At 68.8% G+C, this 17650-nt stretch carries 16 protein-coding genes; 7 read left to right on the plus strand and 9 right to left on the minus strand.

Annotation, left to right across the window (positions count from 1 at the left end; translation table 11 throughout):
* Positions 1–23 precede the first annotated feature (23 nt).
* Together AC3IFE_RS28335 and AC3IFE_RS28340 are read right to left on the minus strand one after the other, a co-directional pair.
* Complete coding sequence (locus AC3IFE_RS28335; RefSeq protein WP_053526311.1) at positions 24–305, minus strand: helix-turn-helix domain-containing protein; 282 nt, start codon at positions 303–305, stop codon at positions 24–26.
* The gene (locus AC3IFE_RS28340; protein WP_489193528.1) at positions 302–655 is read right to left on the minus strand and encodes a type II toxin-antitoxin system RelE/ParE family toxin; all 354 of its coding nucleotides are present in this window, start codon (positions 653–655) and stop codon (positions 302–304) included. Before AC3IFE_RS28340 ends, AC3IFE_RS28335 begins: the two co-directional genes overlap by 4 nt.
* A 511-nt stretch (positions 656–1166) precedes the next feature.
* Here AC3IFE_RS28340 and AC3IFE_RS28345 point away from each other — a divergent pair.
* Positions 1167–2348, plus strand: coding sequence for an EamA family transporter (locus tag AC3IFE_RS28345; RefSeq protein WP_489193405.1), 1182 nt, complete (start codon positions 1167–1169; stop codon positions 2346–2348).
* 24 nt (positions 2349–2372) lie between these two features.
* Here AC3IFE_RS28345 and AC3IFE_RS28350 read toward each other — a convergent pair whose 3' ends face one another.
* From AC3IFE_RS28350 to AC3IFE_RS28380, 7 genes are all read right to left on the minus strand, one after another.
* Entirely contained in the window at positions 2373–3572 is a 1200-nt protein-coding gene (locus AC3IFE_RS28350) for an MFS transporter (protein WP_089467064.1), read from the minus strand.
* Between the two features lie 188 nt (positions 3573–3760).
* Complete coding sequence (locus AC3IFE_RS28355) at positions 3761–4585, minus strand: phosphodiesterase (protein WP_489193407.1); 825 nt, start codon at positions 4583–4585, stop codon at positions 3761–3763.
* Positions 4586–4667: 82 nt separating this feature from the next.
* Positions 4668–5699 (minus strand): ABC transporter ATP-binding protein, encoded by a 1032-nt coding sequence (locus AC3IFE_RS28360; RefSeq protein ID WP_489193409.1) that lies wholly within the window; start codon positions 5697–5699, stop codon positions 4668–4670.
* 14 nt (positions 5700–5713) lie between these two features.
* Positions 5714–6616, minus strand: a complete 903-nt coding sequence (locus AC3IFE_RS28365; RefSeq protein ID WP_489193411.1) for an ABC transporter permease — start codon at positions 6614–6616, stop codon at positions 5714–5716.
* Between the two features lie 10 nt (positions 6617–6626).
* Entirely contained in the window at positions 6627–7451 is an 825-nt protein-coding gene (locus AC3IFE_RS28370; RefSeq protein ID WP_489193413.1) for an ABC transporter permease, read from the minus strand.
* Between the two features lie 17 nt (positions 7452–7468).
* A complete protein-coding gene (locus tag AC3IFE_RS28375; RefSeq protein WP_089467068.1) occupies positions 7469–8497 on the minus strand; it encodes an ABC transporter substrate-binding protein in 1029 nt (342 codons plus the stop codon).
* Positions 8498–8573: 76 nt separating this feature from the next.
* Positions 8574–9599, minus strand: coding sequence for a LacI family DNA-binding transcriptional regulator (locus AC3IFE_RS28380; RefSeq protein ID WP_489193415.1), 1026 nt, complete (start codon positions 9597–9599; stop codon positions 8574–8576).
* Between the two features lie 856 nt (positions 9600–10455).
* On the opposite strand from AC3IFE_RS28380, the gene AC3IFE_RS28385 reads away from it, so the two are divergent.
* From AC3IFE_RS28385 to AC3IFE_RS28410, 6 genes are all read left to right on the plus strand, one after another.
* The gene (locus AC3IFE_RS28385; RefSeq protein ID WP_089467089.1) at positions 10456–11082 is read left to right on the plus strand and encodes a flavin reductase family protein; all 627 of its coding nucleotides are present in this window, start codon (positions 10456–10458) and stop codon (positions 11080–11082) included.
* Positions 11083–11494: 412 nt separating this feature from the next.
* On the plus strand, positions 11495–12727 hold the full coding sequence (locus AC3IFE_RS28390; RefSeq protein WP_089467090.1) for a 3-methyl-2-oxobutanoate dehydrogenase (2-methylpropanoyl-transferring) subunit alpha: 1233 nt from the start codon (positions 11495–11497) through the stop codon (positions 12725–12727).
* A gap of 2 nt (positions 12728–12729) precedes the next feature.
* Positions 12730–13770 carry an alpha-ketoacid dehydrogenase subunit beta gene (locus AC3IFE_RS28395; protein WP_089467091.1) on the plus strand — a complete coding sequence of 347 codons (1041 nt, stop codon included), beginning with the start codon at positions 12730–12732 and terminating at the stop codon, positions 13768–13770.
* Position 13771: 1 nt separating this feature from the next.
* A complete protein-coding gene (locus AC3IFE_RS28400) occupies positions 13772–15088 on the plus strand; it encodes a dihydrolipoamide acetyltransferase family protein (protein ID WP_489193418.1) in 1317 nt (438 codons plus the stop codon).
* A 4-nt stretch (positions 15089–15092) separates the two neighbouring features.
* Positions 15093–16484 carry a dihydrolipoyl dehydrogenase gene (gene lpdA, locus AC3IFE_RS28405; RefSeq protein ID WP_089467093.1) on the plus strand — a complete coding sequence of 464 codons (1392 nt, stop codon included), beginning with the start codon at positions 15093–15095 and terminating at the stop codon, positions 16482–16484.
* Positions 16485–16818: 334 nt separating this feature from the next.
* Positions 16819–17448, plus strand: a complete 630-nt coding sequence (locus AC3IFE_RS28410) for an NAD(P)H-binding protein (protein ID WP_489193420.1) — start codon at positions 16819–16821, stop codon at positions 17446–17448.
* Positions 17449–17650 lie beyond the last annotated feature (202 nt).

A 17650-nucleotide genomic window follows, 5' to 3' on the forward strand; every position in this document is an offset into this window, starting at 1 on the left:
GATGCGCGCGGCGTGCGCCCGCGTCACGCGGATTCGCGCACCTGCAGATCGACGCGCAGGCCGACTGCCGCGGCCATGTTCACGAGCGCGTCGAGCCCGAACAGGTTGATCTTGCCGCGCAGCAGGTCGGACACGCGCGGCTGCGTGACGCCCAGCTGCTTCGCGGCTTCGGCCTGACTCAGTTCGAGCCGCGCGATGCGCTGCTTGAGCGCGATCATCAATTCGGAGCGCAGCTTCATGTTCGCGGCCTCCGCCGGCTCGCTTTCGATTGCGTCCCAGACGTTCGCGTAACGTTCATTGGTCATCGTTTCAACTCCATCATCAGCGACCGGTAGCGGCGGGCGGCGAGGTCGATATCGGTCTTGTTCGTGCGCGACGATTGCTTGCGGAAGCAGTGCAGCACATAGACGGCTTCGGCGAACGTCGCGACGTAGACGATCCGGAATGCGCCGCTCGCATCGCGCAGGCGAATTTCCCGCACGCCGATGCCGATGGTGCGCATCGGTTTCCAGTCGTCGGGCGCGAGGCCGCGCTGTATCTGGTCGATCTGGTGGCCGGCTTCGCGCCGTGCGGGTAGCGGAAAGCCGCGTAGATCGGCCAGCGCGGTGCCGACGAAAACGACCGGCTTCGGTGGCAGTATATCTGAGTTATACAAAATTTTGTATGGGCGATATGAGTGTCGGAAAACGGCTGCACACGGCGGCGCGCGGGCATGCCGTCCGTCACGATAGCCGCGACGCGAAGCGCCGGCGCACCTGACTGGTCGTCCGGCCGATGCTGGATCGACGGCTGCGAATGGCGACGCAGGGCGGCTCGTCGACACGCCGGCCATTCGCGCATCGCGTGTCCGGCCCCGCATTTCGCCCGTCCTGCGCACGAAAAAATGTCGCGCCGAAACATCAGTCGATATCTTTCAGACAGGTCCGACGATGCTTTCGAATCCTTGATGCCATAATGCCGAGCGTGTGCAACCGCGCGGTTGCACACGTTTTTTTGCCCCGTTTTTGCCCTTTTGCCGCCGCTTGCCGGTTCTTTTTCGTCGCCGTTCGCACTGTCATGTCGTTCCGCACGTTCGCTCTGCCTTCCCGGTCCCGCGTGGACCGTTTGCCGGCATCGCCGGCGTCTTTCAGCGGGGCACGCGGCGTGACGCGCGGGCGGGCTGCACGATGACGCCGCTCGACCGCCTCCTCGATTTCCTCGCCCGCCTTTCGTTCCGGATCCGCCTGCCGCAAAGCCGCGGCGGCCGCGTGGCGCTCGCGCTCGTCTTCATCTATTTCGTCTGGGGTTCGACCTACAGCGGGCTGCATTTCGCGCTGCAGTCGTTCCCGCCGCTGCTGCTGTCGGGGCTGCGCAACCTGCTCGGCGGGATCGGCCTGTTCATCTTCGCGCTGCGGCGCAAGCCCGAGTGGCCGACGCTGCTGGAAATCCGCAACTCGGCGATCGTCGGCACGATGCTCGTCGCGTTGTCGTCCGGCACGATCGCGCTCGGCATGCGCACGGTCAGCAGCGGTTCGGCCGCGGTGATGGTGGCCACGGTGCCGCTGTTCGCGACCGTGATCGCGGCGGTCGCCGGGCGGCCGGTGACGAAGGGCGAATGGGCAGCCGTCGCGCTCGGGATGGTCGGTATCGTCGTGCTGAATTCGGGCGGCTCGGCCGCCTCGAACTCGGCGCTCGGCACGATCTGCGTGCTGGCCGGCGCGCTGTTCTGGGCGGGCGGCGCGCATCTCGCGACGCGGCTCAAGCTGCCGTCCGACCTGTTCCTGTCGACGTCGCTGCAGATCGGCCTCGGCGGCCTGATGTCGACGATCGTCGCGTGGCTGCTCGGCGAACGCGTCGAACAGCTGGCCGTCGGGCCCGTGTTCGCGTTCGTGTACCTGATGGTGTTCTGCACGATGGCCGCGTACGTCGCGTACGGCTACCTGATTCGCCACACGAGCCCGATCATCGCGAGCAGCTGCATGTACGTAAACCCGATCGTCGCGGTCGCGCTCGGCGCGCTGCTGCTGGGCGAACCGGTGACGATGGCGACCGTGGTCGCGACCGTCGCGATTCTCGGCAGCGTCGGGTTGTCGTTCGTGTTCGATCCGGCGCGCCGGCCCGCGGCCGCCACCGCGGCTGCCAGTGCGCCGGTCGTGGCGGCCGAGCAGGCGGTGACGGCGGACGCTTCGCCTGTCGCCGAGCCGATCGCCACGCCGGATGCGGCGCCCATCCTCGCGCCTTCGGCCGTCCCGCTCGCGGTGCCGACGCCCGCGGCGGTGATGGATCCCGCCGCGGTGATCGACCCGGCCCCGGCGTTCGCGCCGCCGCCCGCCGCCGCCGAGCCGGTCGTCTCGCGCACCGACGCGTGATGCCGCGGCAGCAGCCGGCCGCGTTCAGCCGCGCCGGCCGCCGCGGTGGTGGGACCAGCCGGCGAGCGCGGTAAACAACAGCCCGGCCGCGCACATGCCGGTCCAGCCGAATGCGCGCCATGCGGCGACGCCGGCCGACGAGCCGAGCGCGCCGCCGATGAAATAGCACACCATGTACACCGTGTTCACGCGGCTGCGCGCCTCCGGCTTCAGCGCATAGATGCGCGACTGGTTCGAGATCTGCGCGGCCTGCACGCCCACGTCGAGCACGATCACGCCGATCACGAGCCCGACGAGGCTCGAACCCGACAGCGCGAAGATCACGAACGACAGCGCGAGCAGCGCGATCGCGAGCGAGATGACCGCGCGCGGGCCGCGCGTGTCCGCGGAGCGGCCCGCATACGGTGCGGCGAGCGCGCCGGCGGCCCCGACGATCCCGAACAGGCCGGCTGCCTGCGGGCCGAGATGGAACGGCGCGCCGGCGAGCAGCAGCGTGAGCACCGGCCAGAATGCGCTGAACGCGGCGAACAGCGCGGCGCCCGTCAGCGATGCCTCGCGCAGCCCGCGCAGTTCGGCGGCCAGATGCCACATGGAGCCAAGCAGCTTGCCGTACGACAGCGTCGACGTCGGCGAGCTGCGCGGCAGCCGCAGCACGATCACGACGGCGAGCGCGACGAGCGCCGCGACCGAGGCGGCGAACACCGCGCGCCAGCCGAAATACTCGGCGACGAAGCCGGCGGCGGTACGCGCGAGCAGGATGCCGAGCAGCAGGCCGCTCATCACGGTGCCGACCGCGTGGCCGCGTTCGGCCGGCGGCGCGATTTCGGCGGCGAACGGCACGGCCTGCTGCGCGATGGTCGCGAGGATGCCGATCGCGAGGCTCGCGGCCACGAGTACGACGAGCGACGGCGCGGCGGCCGCCGCGATCAGCGCGATCGACAGCCCGGCGATCTGCAGCAGGATCAATCCGCGGCGATCGAAGCGGTCGCCGAGCGGCGCGAGCAGGAACATGCCGGCCGCATAGCCGAGCTGCGTCGCGGTCGGTACCGCGCCGATCCATGACGCGCCGTCCGGAAACGACGAGCGGAAGCTGTCGAGCAGCGGCTGGTTGTAGTAGATGTTCGCGACCGATACGCCCGCGATCGTCGCGAGCAGCAACAGCAGGCTGCGCGAATAGTGGGGCGAGGGGGCGTCGGTCGGACGGTCGGTGGAGGCGGTGGACATGGCGGCGGCAACGGAGTGGGCGGCGCGGCAGGCGGCGCACGCGTCGGGTGCGCAGTCAGGCCGGGCGCCGGTCGAGGCTGCCGATCATACCGGAGCGACGCGAATCTTGCCGGCGGCATAACCGGCATAACCGGCATAACCGGCATAACCGGCCGGCCGCCGCCCGTCGCGGCACGCGCTTCGCGTCGTCAGTCGACCAGCTCGCCCGTCGGCTCGTAGAACGGATACGGTCCGGCGCCTTCGTCCACATAGACGTGATGCGACATCATCCCCGTATCGGGCGCATGACGATGGACCGCGAACGCCGGCGGTTCGAGCCGGAACGCGGACGGCCCATCGACTCGCAAGTCGAACGCGACCTGGTGCGCGGGCGACGGCACCGCGCACGCGAGCGTACCGCCGAAGCGCGTGAACATCGTGCGGTGCACGTGACCGCACAGCACGCGCTCGACGTTCGGATAGCCGCGCAGCAGCGCATCGAGTTTCGCGGCGGCGGCGGGCGCGAGACGCAGCTTGTCCATGTGCCCGATGCCGGACGCGAACGGCGGGTGATGCAGCGCGACGATCACCGGCCGGTCGCGCGCGGCGTCGAGCTGCGCGGCGAGCCACGCGAGCCGGGCGTCGCACAGGTCGCCGTGGCTCGCGCCCGGCACCTGCGAATCGAGCGCGAGAACGCGTACCGTACCGACGTCGAGCGCGTACTGCACGAATTCGCCGTCCTGCAGCTCGGCGCGATCGGCGAACGCGCGGCGCAAACCGGCGCGGTCGTCGTGATTGCCGATCATCAGGTAATACGGAATCTCGAGCGCATCGAGCAGTCCGCGCAGGTTGCCGTACTCTTCGTCGTGGCCGAAGTCGGTCAGGTCGCCGGTGACGAGCACGGCGTCGGGGCGCGGCACGAGTGCGTTCAGTTTCTCGACGCAGCGCGCGAGCGCGGCCGCCGTGTCGACGCGGCGGTACGCGAGCTGGCCCGGCCGCTTGATGTGGAGATCGCTGATTTGAGCAAGCAGCATCGTCGTTCCTCGGAATCGTCTGGTTGTTGTCGCGGCGGCGTGCGCCGCGTGGGGGCTGCCTGGATGATGCCCGATCGACGGCTTACGCGCCGAGCGCGATCAGGCCTTCCGGCGCGATCGTGAGGCCGACCGCCGTGCCGCGCGCGAGCGCGATGCGGCCCGGCACGTCGATCACGAGCGCGTCCGGCGCCGCATGCTCGATCGTGAGCCGCGTGCGTTCGCCGAGGAACGCGCACGCGCCGACCGCACCGCGCAGCGGCGCATGCGCGGGATCGGCGAGCTGCGCATCCTCGGGGCGGAAGAACCATTCGTCGGCCGCATGCGGCGTGACGATCGCGCCGCCCGTCGTCTCGAGCGCGCCGTCGCGCCATTGGCCCGCGAGCCGGTTCAGCGTGCCGATGAACTGCGCGACCGTGCGGTTCGCGGGCTGGTAGTAGATCTCGCGCGGCGTGCCGATCTGTTCGATGCGGCCCGCGCCCATCACGACGATCCGGTCGCCGAGCTCCATCGCTTCGGCCTGGTCGTGCGTCACGTAGACGGTCGTCACGCCGAGCTCGCGCAGCAGCGCGTTCATGTCGCGGCGCAGCACGTCGCGCAGCTTCGCGTCGAGCGCGGTCAGCGGTTCGTCGAGCAGCAGCACGCGCGGCCGCACCGCGAGCGCGCGCGCCAGCGCGACGCGCTGCCGCTGGCCGCCCGACAGTTGATCGACCGGTTTGTCCGCATGCGCGTCGAGCTGCATCATCGCGAGCAATTCGTCGACGCGTTCGCGCAATGCACGCGGCTCGGTCTTGCGGATCTTCAGCCCGTAGCCGACGTTGCCGCGCACCGTCAGGTTCGGAAACAGCGCGTAGTTCTGGAACACCATGCCGACTTGACGGCGCTCGATCGGCAGTGCGGTGACGTCGTCGTCGCCGAACGCGATCGTGCCGCCGGCGTCCGGCGTGTCGAGGCCCGCGATCAGGCGCAGCGTGGTGGTCTTGCCGCAGCCGGACGGCCCGAGCAGCACGAGCGTTTCGCCGGCGCCGATCGACAGGTCGAGCGGTTCGAGCACGCGTGTGCCGCGGAACGTCTTCGCGCAGCCGGTCAGGGTGATGGGAGTGGAATCGAGTTTCATGTCTGCAAGAAAATTCAGCGCGGGCGCTTCTTCAGCGCGCGCGTACCGGACGGATCGACGCCGAGCCACTGCATCGCGACGAGCAGCGGCAGCGTCATCAGCAGGAACAGGATCGTGTACGCGCTGCCGACTTCGAGGCGCAGCGATGCGTACGTATCGGCGAGCCCGACCGGCAGCGTCTTGGTGTCGGGCGTATGCAGCATCCACGTGAGGTTGAACTCGCCGATCGACAGCGTGAGCACCGCGAGCGCACCGGCGACGATCCCCGGCCGCAGGTTCGGCAGCACGATCGTGACGAAGCGCGTGACGAACGACGCACCGAGGCTGGCCGCGCCTTCCTCGAGCGTGCGCAGGTCGGCGCCGGCAGCAACCGCCGCGACCGCGCGCACCATGAACGGCAGCGTGAACACGACGTGGCCGACGACGATGAACCACAGGCTCATCCGGAACGCGGTGAAGCCGCCGTACACGACCAGCAGCGCGAGCGCCGAAGCCAGACCCGGCAGCGCGACCGGCAGCACGAGCGCTTCCTCGATCGCACGCGCGATGCGGCTCTTGCTGCGCGCGAGCGCATAGCCGGCCGGCACGCCGACCGCGAGCACGATCGCGAGCGTCGCGAACGCGACGTAGATCGACAGCGCGACGGAGCCGTGATACTGCTGCCACACCTGTTCGAGCCAGCGCAGCGTGAGGCCGCTCGACAGGCCGCGGAAATAGTTGACGGTCAGCCCCGCGAGCACCGACATCACGACGGGCACGATCAGGAACGCGCCCAGCAGCAGCGTGACGCCCCATTGCAGCGCGGCGATCGCACGTGCGCCGGTGACGCGCGGCGCATGCCGGGCGGCGCGTGTCGCGTGCAGGGGAGTCGGAGCGGGCGCCGGCGACGGCGCGGAAGAGCCGGAAAGCGATTGCATGCGTAAATCCTCAGGCCGCGGCGGCGGCGGTGTGACCGGTGAAGCGGCGCGCGAGCGCGAGCACGGCCCAGGTGACGATGCCGAGCACGATCGACAGGCCGGCTGCCGTCGCGATGTTCGCGTTCAGCGTGAATTCGGTATAGATCGTCATCGGCAGCACGTTCAGATCGGTGGCGAGCGTAAACGCGGTGCCGAACGCGCCCATCGCGGTCGCGAAGCAGATCGCGCCGGCCGCGATCAGGCCGGGCGCAAGCGCGGGCAACACGATGTCGACGAAGATGCGCCACGGCGACGCGCCGAGCGAACGCGCGGCTTCCTCGAGCGACGTGTCGAGCTTCGACGCGGCCGCGATCACGGTGACGATCACGCGCGGAATCGAGAAGTACAGGTAGCCGATGAACAGGCCGGCCACCGAATACGCGAACACGAACTTGTCGCCGGTGAGCTTCGTCGACAGCATGCCGATCAGCCCCTGGCGCCCGGCGAGCATGATCACCATGAAGCCGACGACGACGCCCGGGAACGCGAGCGGAAACGTGAGCAGCGCGAGCAGCACGCGCTTGCCGGCGAATTCGCGGCGCGCGAGCAGCAGGCCCGAGATCGTCGACAGCGCGAGCGTCGCGAGCGTGACGCCCGCGGACAGCGCGACCGTCTCGCCGAGGCTCTTCATGTAGCGCGCGTTGCCGAGCAGCGCCGCGTAGTGCGAGAAGAAGGCGCCGTCGGCGGACACCTGCACGAGCGACGCCATCGGCAGCAGCCAGAACGCGGCGAATACCGCCAGCGCCGGCGCGATGAGTGCGACGCGCCAGCGCAGCGGAAAAGTCAGGTCGAGCATGACGTGGGGCCGGCCGCTTACTGCATGATCTGCAGGTACTGCTGGCCGAACGCCTGCTGGCCGGCCGCCATCTTGCCGAAGTCGACCGCCTTCGCCCGCGCGTATTCGCTCGCCGGCAGGAACTTCGCGGCGACGTCGGCGCCAAGCGCCTGCGCGCGCACCGGGCGCAGGTAGGCGTTGGCCCACAGCTTCTGGCCTTCGTCCGACAGCACGAAGTCGAGCACCTTCTTGCCGTTCGCGTCGTGCGGCGCGCCCTTCACGAGGCTCATCACGTACGGCACCGCGATCGTGCCTTCCTTCGGAATCACGAACTCGACGTTCGCGTTGTCCTTGTATTTCGCGCGATACGCATCGAAGTCGTAGTCGAGCAGGATCGGAATCTCGCCGGACAGCACGCGGGCATAGGCCGTCTGCTTCGGCACGATCGGCGCATTCGCCTTCAGCTTGCGGAACCAGTCGAGGCCCGGCTTGAAGTTGTCGAGGCTGCCGCCGAGCGCCTGGTTGACGGCGACCGCGCCCGCATAGCCGACGAACGCGCTCGACGGATCGAGATAGCCGACCATGCCCTTGTATTCGGGCTTCAGCAGGTCGGCCCACGAACGCGGCACCGGCTTGCCGTCGAGCGCGTCCTTGTTCACGAAGAAGCCGAGCGTGCCCGAGTGGATCGCGAACCAGTAGCCTTGCGGGTCCTTCAGATTCGCGGGGATGTCGTTCCAGTGCGCGGGCTTGTACGGCGCGATCACGCCCTTGTCCTTCGCCTGGAACGCCGACGACACGCCGAGGTAGACGACGTCGGCCACCGGGCTCTTCTGCTCGGCGATCAGCTGCGCGATCGCCTGGCCCGAGTTCTTGTTGTCGGACGGCACGCGGATGCCGGTCTTCTGCTTGATCGCGGCGATCTGCGCGGCCCAGTCGGCCCATTCGGGCGGGCAGTTGTAGCAGATCGCCGTTTCGTCGGCGTGGGCGGCGGGGGCGCCGGCGACGAGCGCGGCGAGGGCGAGCGGCGCGGCAAGCGCGCGCAGCAGCGAGGTCAGGCGAAAGGACACGGTGAATCTCCGGGCGAGTGGGTGTGGCGCTGAGGTTATGGGGTATGTGTGACCGCTCGGCGCGTGCGTTCGGCGTTCAGGCCTTGCGCAGTTGCAGGTCGGTGGCCGGTGGCGCGATCGTCGCGCCGTCGCGCACCGTGTGCGGCAGGATCGTCGACGTGCGCTCGATCGCCGCGCCGCCGATGCATTCGACGAGACGCTGCCACGCGTGGCGGCCGATGTCGCGGTTCGGCGTCGCGACGCTCGCGAGCGGCGGCGCGAGCAGTTCCCCGATCGCGATTCCGTCGAAGCCGAGCACCGACAGATCGTCTGGAATCGAGAAACCCGCGCGGCGCAGGCCGCGCATCACGACCATCGCGAGCAGGTCGTTGCTGCAGAAGAGGGCGGTCGGGCGCGTGGCGTGCGCGGTGAGATGCGCAAGCACCGCATCGGGCAGCTCGGGCGCGTTGAAGTCGACTTCGACGGGCGGCAGCGGCGCCACGCCGGCTTCCTCGAGCGCCTGCGCATAACCGAGATGACGCTGGCGTGCGCGATCCGACGCGGCGAGCGAACCGGCCAGCATCAGCACGCGGCGATGGCCGTGCGCGGTCAGCCGTTGCACGCCGTCATACGCGGCGCGGCGGTTGTCGACCGACACCGACGGGCGGCGTCGGGGGTCGTTGTGCATCAGCACGTAGTGCGGGCCGTCGTGGTCGAGCATGTCGAGCAGCGGGTGCGTGTCCGCATCGGCGACGGTGAGGATCAGCCCTTCGACGCGCTGCTCGCGCAGCGTCTCGATCGCATGACGCTCGCGCGCCGCGTCGTATTCGGTCGTCATCAGGATCAGCTTGAAACCGGCCGCGGTCGCGAGTTCGTCGATGCCTTGCAGGCAGTCGGCGAACACCGGGTTCGACAGCGTCGGCACGACGACGCCGATGAGCCGCGTGCGCTCGCCGCGCAGTTGCCGGCCGAGTGGGCTCGGGCGGAACTGCAGCGCGTCGATGGCGGAGCGGATCGTCTGCAGCGTGGCGGGGCTGACGGTATGCGGCGCGTTGATCGCACGCGAAACGGTGGCGATCGAGAAGCCCGCGAGGGCGGCGACGTCCTTGATGGTCGAGGTCATGAAATCGTGCGATGTAAACGTTTTCGGCCGGGGAATTATCGAAAACGTTTGTGACTTCGCGATGACGCACGCGACGCTTGTTTCGCGAAAAGCACGATACAAACGTCAGACGGTGGGGGCGGTGGACGACGCGCGGTCGATTGTATCGGCGGCGGTCGCGGCGCGGGAGCAAGCGATGCGGTGGCGCCGGTATCGCGATGCGGCGTTGCGGAATAAGGGAACGCATGCGCGAGCAATGGTAGAATCGCGTCCGCCCTGTTGCCGGGGTGATGAAATTGGTAAACATAGCGGACTTAAACGATTGAGTGCCCAGCCGGAAACGGTCGGTGCAGAACCCTTCAAATTCGGCGAAACCCCTGATGTGCGCATCGAGGCAACGCCGAGCCAAGCCTCGCGGCATCCGCGAGGAAGGTGTAGAGACTAGACGGGGGGCGCCTAAGGCGCACGGGCAGCGGTCACGCCCGCGCGCGACGGTGAAGGCATAGTCCAGCGCACGAACGGCTCGCGCCCGCGACGCCGGCTTTGAAAGAAGCAGTGTGACGAAAATCCGCCGCCTTAACTGGCTTGCCGGTTCGAGTCCGGTCCCCGGCACCATCGATTGCGTCCCCGCGATTCGATTCGATTCGATTCGACGAAGGCGCAGGAAACCCGCGAGAAATCCAGCGCTCGCGGGTTTTTTATTGGGCGCACGCCCATGCAGCGGCACGCCCGCGCGGCTCGCGATGCGCGCCACTGCGCCGAAAACCGCGCCATGTGATACTGGCACGCACGTCGCACCGGACGCCTGCGTCGCCATCGGCCAACACGTCCCGGCGACCGCTTCCGTCATCGTTTGCCTCTCGCCGGACCACCCGTCATGACCGACTCGACCCATCACTATTACGAACCGTCGCAAGGCCACGGCCTGCCGCACGACCCGTTGAACGCGATCATCGGCCCGCGCCCGATCGGCTGGATTTCATCGCGCGGCAGCGACGGCACGCTGAACCTCGCGCCGTACAGCTTCTTCAACGCGTTCAACTATCGGCCGCCGATCATCGGCTTTTCGAGCACCACCGCGAAGGACAGCGTGCGCAACGTGCAGGAGACCGGCGAGTTCGTGTGGAACCTCGCGACGCGCGATCTCGCCGAGCGGATGAACCAGACCTGCGCCGCCGTGCCGTACGACGTGAACGAGTTCGAACTCGGCGGCTTGACCGCGGTGCCGTCGCGCCTCGTCGACGTGCCGCGCGTCGCGGAAAGCGGCGTGAACTTCGAGTGCAAGGTGACGGACGTGATCCGGCTGCGCGATCACCGCGGCGTCGAGACGCCGGCCACGCTGGTGCTGGGTGAGGTCGTCGCGGTCCATATCCGCCATGACCTGCTGAAGGACGGCATCTTCGACACGTTCGGCGCAGGCATCATTCTTCGCGCGGGCGGCCCGTCGGCCTACGTGCACGTGACGCCCGACAGCCGCTTCGATCTTTTTCGTCCCGACGCATGATCGATCGCGTGCCGCAGTAGGCCGGTAAACCGACGCACGAGCGCTCGAATCCGACGAAAGACCCCACTGAAATCCAGGATTTCGCGGGGTCTTTTGCTTCGTATCCTCACATGATCGCGACGCATACCGATGCGTCCGCTTCCCGAGTGCCGATCGCTGCCGGCCCCGCGACCCCGCACCGCAGCAAAGCCGTCCCGCGCCGACTCCACGCGGCGCATTCGCCCGCCGCCGCGATCGGCCATGGCAAATCTGCTCACGACGAACGAGCGGCTTGGGCATCGACGCCCGCCGCTGCCGGGCATAGATTTCCAAGGTTGGCGCGCTTATCCGCGCGTCAGCTCGCGCGCAGGCCGGCAACCGGCCCGCGCGTTCCCAAACAGCGTGAGACACAATCGAGCGTGGAGACGACACGATGAGCCTGTCAGAGCCATTGCGTCTGCATGTGCCGGAGCCCACCGGGCGCCCGGGCTGCAAGACGGATTTTTCCTATCTGCATCTATCGCCGGCCGGCGCCGTCCGCCGCCCGCCGATCGACGTAGCCGCGGCGGACACCGCCGATCTCGCCCGCAGCCTCGTGCGCGTGCTCGACGACAGCGGCAAGGCCGTCGGCCCGTGGGCCCCCGATCTCGACGATGCGCGACTGATCGCCGGGCTGCGCGCGATGCTCAAGACCCGCATTTTCGACGCGCGCATGATGATCGCGCAGCGCCAGAAGAAAATCTCCTTCTACATGTTGAGCCTCGGCGAAGAGGCGATCGGCGCCGCGCACGCGATGGCGCTGCGCGACGGCGACATGTGCTTTCCGACCTACCGGCAGCAGAGCATCCTGATCGCGCGCGACGTGCCGCTCGAGCGGATGATCTGCCAGTTGATGTCGAACGAAGGCGATCCGCTGAAGGGGCGCCAGCTTCCGGTGATGTACTCGGACCGCGAAGCGGGCTTTTTCTCCATTTCCGGCAACCTCGCGACGCAGTTCATCCAGGCGGTCGGTTGGGCGATGGCGTCGGCGATCAAGGGCGACACGAAGATCGCGTCCGCGTGGATCGGCGACGGCGCGACGGCCGAAGCCGATTTCCACACCGCGCTCACGTTCGCGCACGTGTACCGTGCGCCGGTCGTGCTGAACGTGGTCAACAACCAGTGGGCGATCTCGACGTTCCAGGCGATCGCGGGCGGCGAGGGCACGACCTTCGCCGCCCGCGGCGTCGGCTGCGGGATCGCGTCGCTGCGCGTCGACGGCAACGACTTCCTCGCGATCTACGCGGCATCGAGCTGGGCGGCCGAACGCGCGCGCCGCAACCTCGGCCCGACGCTGATCGAGTGGGTGACCTACCGTGCGGGCGCGCATTCGACGTCGGACGATCCGACCAAGTACCGGCCGAGCGACGACTGGTCCCATTTCCCGCTCGGCGATCCGGTCGAGCGCTTCAAGCGTCACCTGATCGTGAAGGGCATCTGGTCGGACAGCGCGCACGACGCACTGACGGCCGAGCTCGAGGCCGAGGTGATCGCCGCACAGAAGGAAGCGGAGAAGTACGGGACGCTGGCCGACGACCGGATTCCGTCGCCGGCCTCGATGTTCGACGACGTCTACAAGGAGCTGCCCGCGCACCTGCGCCGTCAGCGCCAGGAACTGGGAGCGTGATCATGGCGCAACATGAGACGGATACGGCGACGCAGCCGATGACGATGATCCAGGCGCTGCGCTCCGCGATGGATGTGATGCTCGGGCGCGACAGCGACGTGGTCGTGTTCGGGCAGGACGTCGGCTATTTCGGCGGCGTGTTCCGCTGTACCGAAGGGCTGCAGAACAAATACGGCAAGTCGCGCGTGTTCGATGCGCCGATCTCCGAAGGCGGGATCGTCGGCGCGGCGGTCGGGATGGGCGCGTATGGACTGCGGCCCGTCTGCGAGATCCAGTTCGCCGACTATTTCTATCCGGCCTCCGACCAGATCGTGTCGGAAGGCGCGCGGCTGCGCTACCGCTCGGCCGGCCAGTTCACCGCGCCGATGACGATCCGGATGCCGTGCGGCGGCGGCATCTACGGCGGACAGACGCACAGCCAGAGCCCGGAGGCGATGTTCACGCAGGTGTGCGGGTTGCGCACGGTGATGCCGTCGAACCCGTATGACGCGAAAGGGCTGCTGATCGCATCGATCGAGAACGACGATCCGGTGATCTTCCTCGAACCGAAACGGCTGTACAACGGGCCGTTCGACGGCCATCACGAGCGGCCCGTGACGTCGTGGCTCAAGCATCCGGCGAGCGCGGTGCCCGAAGGCTACTACACGGTGCCGCTCGATACGGCCGCCGTCGTGCGGCCTGGCAGCGACGTGACGGTGCTGACCTACGGCACGACCGTGCACGTGTCGCTCGCCGCGGCCGAGGAGACGGGCATCGACGCGGAAGTGATCGACTTGCGCACGCTGTGGCCGCTCGATCTCGACACGATCGTCGCGTCGGTGCGCAAGACCGGGCGCTGCGTCGTGGTGCACGAGGCGACGCGCACCTGCGGCTATGGCGCGGAGCTCGTATCGCTGGTCCAGGAACACTGCTTCTACCACCTCGAAGCGCCGGTCGAGCGCACGACGGGCTGGGACACCCCGTATCCGCATGCGCAGGAATGGGCGTACTTTCCGGGGCCGACCCGGGTCGGTGAAGCGTTGCGACGCGTGATGGAGGCGTGAGATGGGGATTCATGTCATCAAGATGCCGGATATCGGCGAAGGGATCGCCGAGGTCGAGCTGGTGGCCTGGCATGTGGAAGTCGGGCAGACGATCAACGAAGATCAGCCGCTCGCCGACGTGATGACCGACAAGGCGGCGGTCGAGATTCCGTCGCCGGTGACGGGTAAGGTGATCGAGCTGGGCGGCCGGATCGGCGAGATGATGGCGGTCGGCAGCGAGCTGATTCGGCTGGAAGTCGAAGGCGACGGCAACCTGAAGGCCGTGGCACCGGTGCGAGAAACACAGGTAGAAACCGCACCGGTCGTGGCGGCGGCGCCGTCGAAGCCGGTGGCCGACACATCGGCCGAGCCGCCTGCGCAGCCCGCGGCGCCTCGCGCACCGGCGAAACCGCGCCGCGACGAGCCGGCCGCGCAGCCGCGCGCGGCGCTCGCGCCGGGCGAACGGCCGCTCGCGTCGCCGGCCGTGCGTCAGCGTGCGTGGGACATGGGCATCGAGTTGCGCTACGTGCGCGGCACCGGCGAAGCCGGGCGCATCCTGCACGCGGATCTCGATGCGTATGCGCGCACCGGCGGCGGCACGGCGCGTGCATCTTCGCAACCGCACGGCTACGACGAACGCCACGACGAAACCGACGTGCCGGTGATCGGTTTGCGGCGCGCGATCGCGCGCAAGATGCAGGAAGCGAAGCGCCGCATCCCGCACTTCAGCTACGTCGAGGAAATCGACGTGACCGAACTCGAATCGTTGCGCACGGAACTGAACCGCCGCTATGGCGACACGCGCGGCAAGCTCACGCCGCTGCCGCTGCTGATCCGCGCGATGGTGATCGCGCTGCGCGACTTCCCGCAGATCAACGCGCGCTTCGACGACGAAGCGGGCGTCGTCACGCGCCACGGCGCGGTGCACATGGGCGTCGCGACGCAGACGGACGGCGGCCTCACGGTGCCCGTGCTGCGTCATGCGGAAGCGCGCGACGTGTGGTCGATCTCCGCCGAAATCGCGCGGCTCGCCGACGCGGTGCGCGCGAACCGTGCGCAGCGCGACGAGCTGAGCGGCTCGACGATCACGATCTCGAGCCTCGGCGCGCTCGGCGGCATCGTGTCGACGCCGGTGATCAATCATCCGGAAGTGGGCATCGTCGGCGTGAACCGGATCGTCGAGCGGCCGATGATCCGCGACGGCGCGATCGTCGCGCGCAAGATGATGAACCTGTCGTCGTCGTTCGATCATCGCGTCGTTGACGGCGCGGACGCGGCCGAATTCATCCAGGCCGTGCGCGCGGTGCTCGAACGCCCGGCGCTGCTGTTCGTGGAGTGAGCCGATGAAGAACGAACACACCACACTGCTCGTCATCGGCGGCGGCCCGGGCGGCTACGTCGCCGCGATTCGCGCCGGCCAGCTCGGCATTCCGACCGTGCTCGTCGAGCGCGACCGGCTCGGCGGCACGTGCCTGAACATCGGCTGCATTCCGTCGAAGGCGCTGATCCACGTGGCCGACGCGTTCGAACAGGCGTGCGGCCATGCCGGCGAAGGCGCGCTCGGGATCCGCGTGCGTACGCCGGAGATCGACATCGCGAAAAGCGTCGCGTGGAAGGACGGCATCGTCGATCGTCTGACGCGCGGCGTCGGCGCGCTGCTCAAGAAGAACGGCGTGCGCGTGCTGCACGGCGAAGCGCGCGTGATCGACGGCAAGACCGTCGAGGTCGCGACCGGCGGCCATACGGTGCGGATCGGTTGCGAACACCTGTTGCTCGCGACCGGTTCCGAACCGGTCGAGCTGCCGTCGATGCCGTTCGGCGGGCACGTCGTGTCGTCCACCGACGCGCTGTCGCCCGCGACGCTGCCGAAGCGGCTGGTCGTCGTCGGGGCCGGCTATATCGGGCTCGAACTCGGGACCGTCTATCGCAAGCTCGGGGTCGACGTCAGCGTCGTCGAGGCGGCCGAGCGCGTGCTGCCCGCGTACGATGCGGAACTCGTGCGGCCGGTGGCCGATTCGCTCGCGCGGCTCGGCGTGCGGCTGTGGCTCGGCCACAAGGTGCTCGGGCTCGATGCGCACGGCGCGGTGCGCGTGCAGGCGGCCGACGGCGCCGAACAGACGCTCCCGGCCGATCGCGTGCTGGTTGCCGTCGGCCGCCGGCCGCGCGTCGACGGCTTCGGACTCGAGACGCTGATGCTCGATCGCAACGGCCGCGCGCTGCGGATCGACGACGCATGCCGCACGTCGATGCGCAACGTGTGGGCGATCGGCGACGTCGCGGGCGAACCGATGCTCGCGCATCGCGCGATGGCGCAAGGCGAGATGGTGGCCGAGCTGATCGCCGGCCGGCGTCGCCAGTTCACGCCCGCGGCGATTGCGGCCGTGTGCTTCACCGATCCCGAGATCGTGACGGCCGGCTGGTCGCCCGACGATGCGCACGCGGCCGGCGTGGATTGTCTGAGCGCATCGTTCCCGTTCGCCGCGAACGGGCGCGCGATGACGTTGCAGGCGACCGACGGATTCGTGCGCGTCGTCGCGCGGCGCGACAATCACCTGATCGTCGGCTGGCAGGCGGTCGGGCGCGGGGTGTCGGAGCTGGCCGCGGCGTTCTCGCAGTCGCTGGAGATGGGCGCGCGGCTGGAAGACATCGGCGGCACGATCCACGCGCATCCGACGCTCGGCGAGGCGCTTCAGGAAGCGGCGTTGCGCGCCCTCGGACATGCGCTGCATGTCTGACGTTCGAGCCTGACGGAGCGCTGCCGGTGCGTCTCGCCCGCATCGGCGGCGCCTGCGGCGTCTGATGTACTTCATGTCGTTTCATTCGGTATCCGCTCGCGCCAGTCCCAAGCCGATCCGATCGCGTTGCCGGTACCCGCGCGCGGGCCAGGAACGCGCGCAGCAGCAGCGCCGGCCGGGCCGTATTCGATCGCGCGGGGCCGCACCCGACAGCGCCGTAATTTTTCGAGACGCGTGGAGGGTTGCCGCCGCCACGTGGGCCGACGATCATGTCGATAGCCGGAAACCGGGCCGCCTCGGTCCGCCAACGCAGGCTCCACACGGAAGAACGGACATGAAACTGCTGCTCGTCGGCGCGACCGGACTCGTCGGGCGCCACGTCCTCGAAGCCGCGCTGGCCGATGCGCGGGTCGACCAGGTGATCGTCGTCGCGCGCCGGCCGTTGTCGCCGCATCCGAAGATGCGCGCACGGGCAGTGGATTTCGACCATTTGCCCGACACGGCCGACTGGTGGCACGCGGATGCCGTGGTCTGCACACTGGGCACCACGATGCGGGCCGCCGGTTCGAAGGCGGCCTTCCGGCGCGTCGACCACGACTATCCGCTCGCGGTCGCGCGGCTCGCGCACCGGCACGGCACGCCGACTTACGTGCTGAATTCCGCGCTCGGCGCGGACGCTGCGTCGCGCATCTTCTACAACCGCGTGAAGGGCGAGGTCGAGCAGGCGCTCGCCGACGTCGGCTTCGATTCGCTCACGTACGTGCGACCGGGCCTGATCGGCGGCAGCCGCGACGAGTTCCGGTTCGGCGAGCGGCTGTTCGTGTTCGCGCTGAGCGCCGCCGCGCCGGTGCTGCCGGCGAAGTGGCGCGTGAATCCCGCGTCGCGGATTGCGCGCGCATTGCTCGATGCGGCGATCGACGCACGGCCGGGCGTGCAGGTCGTCACGTCCGACCGGCTCGTCTGATGCCGCGCGGGCGGTGCGCTCGCCCGCTAGTCTGTCCGTTTTCCGTGCGGTGACCGCTGCGCTCGATCGGCCTCCGGCCGACCGAGCTTTCATTTTTCCGACGCCCGATTCGCGGCAATACTGCGCTGGCGTGCCGCAATGACTCGGACGATTTCGAAAATCGATCGATTCCGGGTAATCACCGATATCTCGCAAGTTGTAT

This window comes from Burkholderia sp. APQ4-4ca (genome assembly GCF_057837105.1).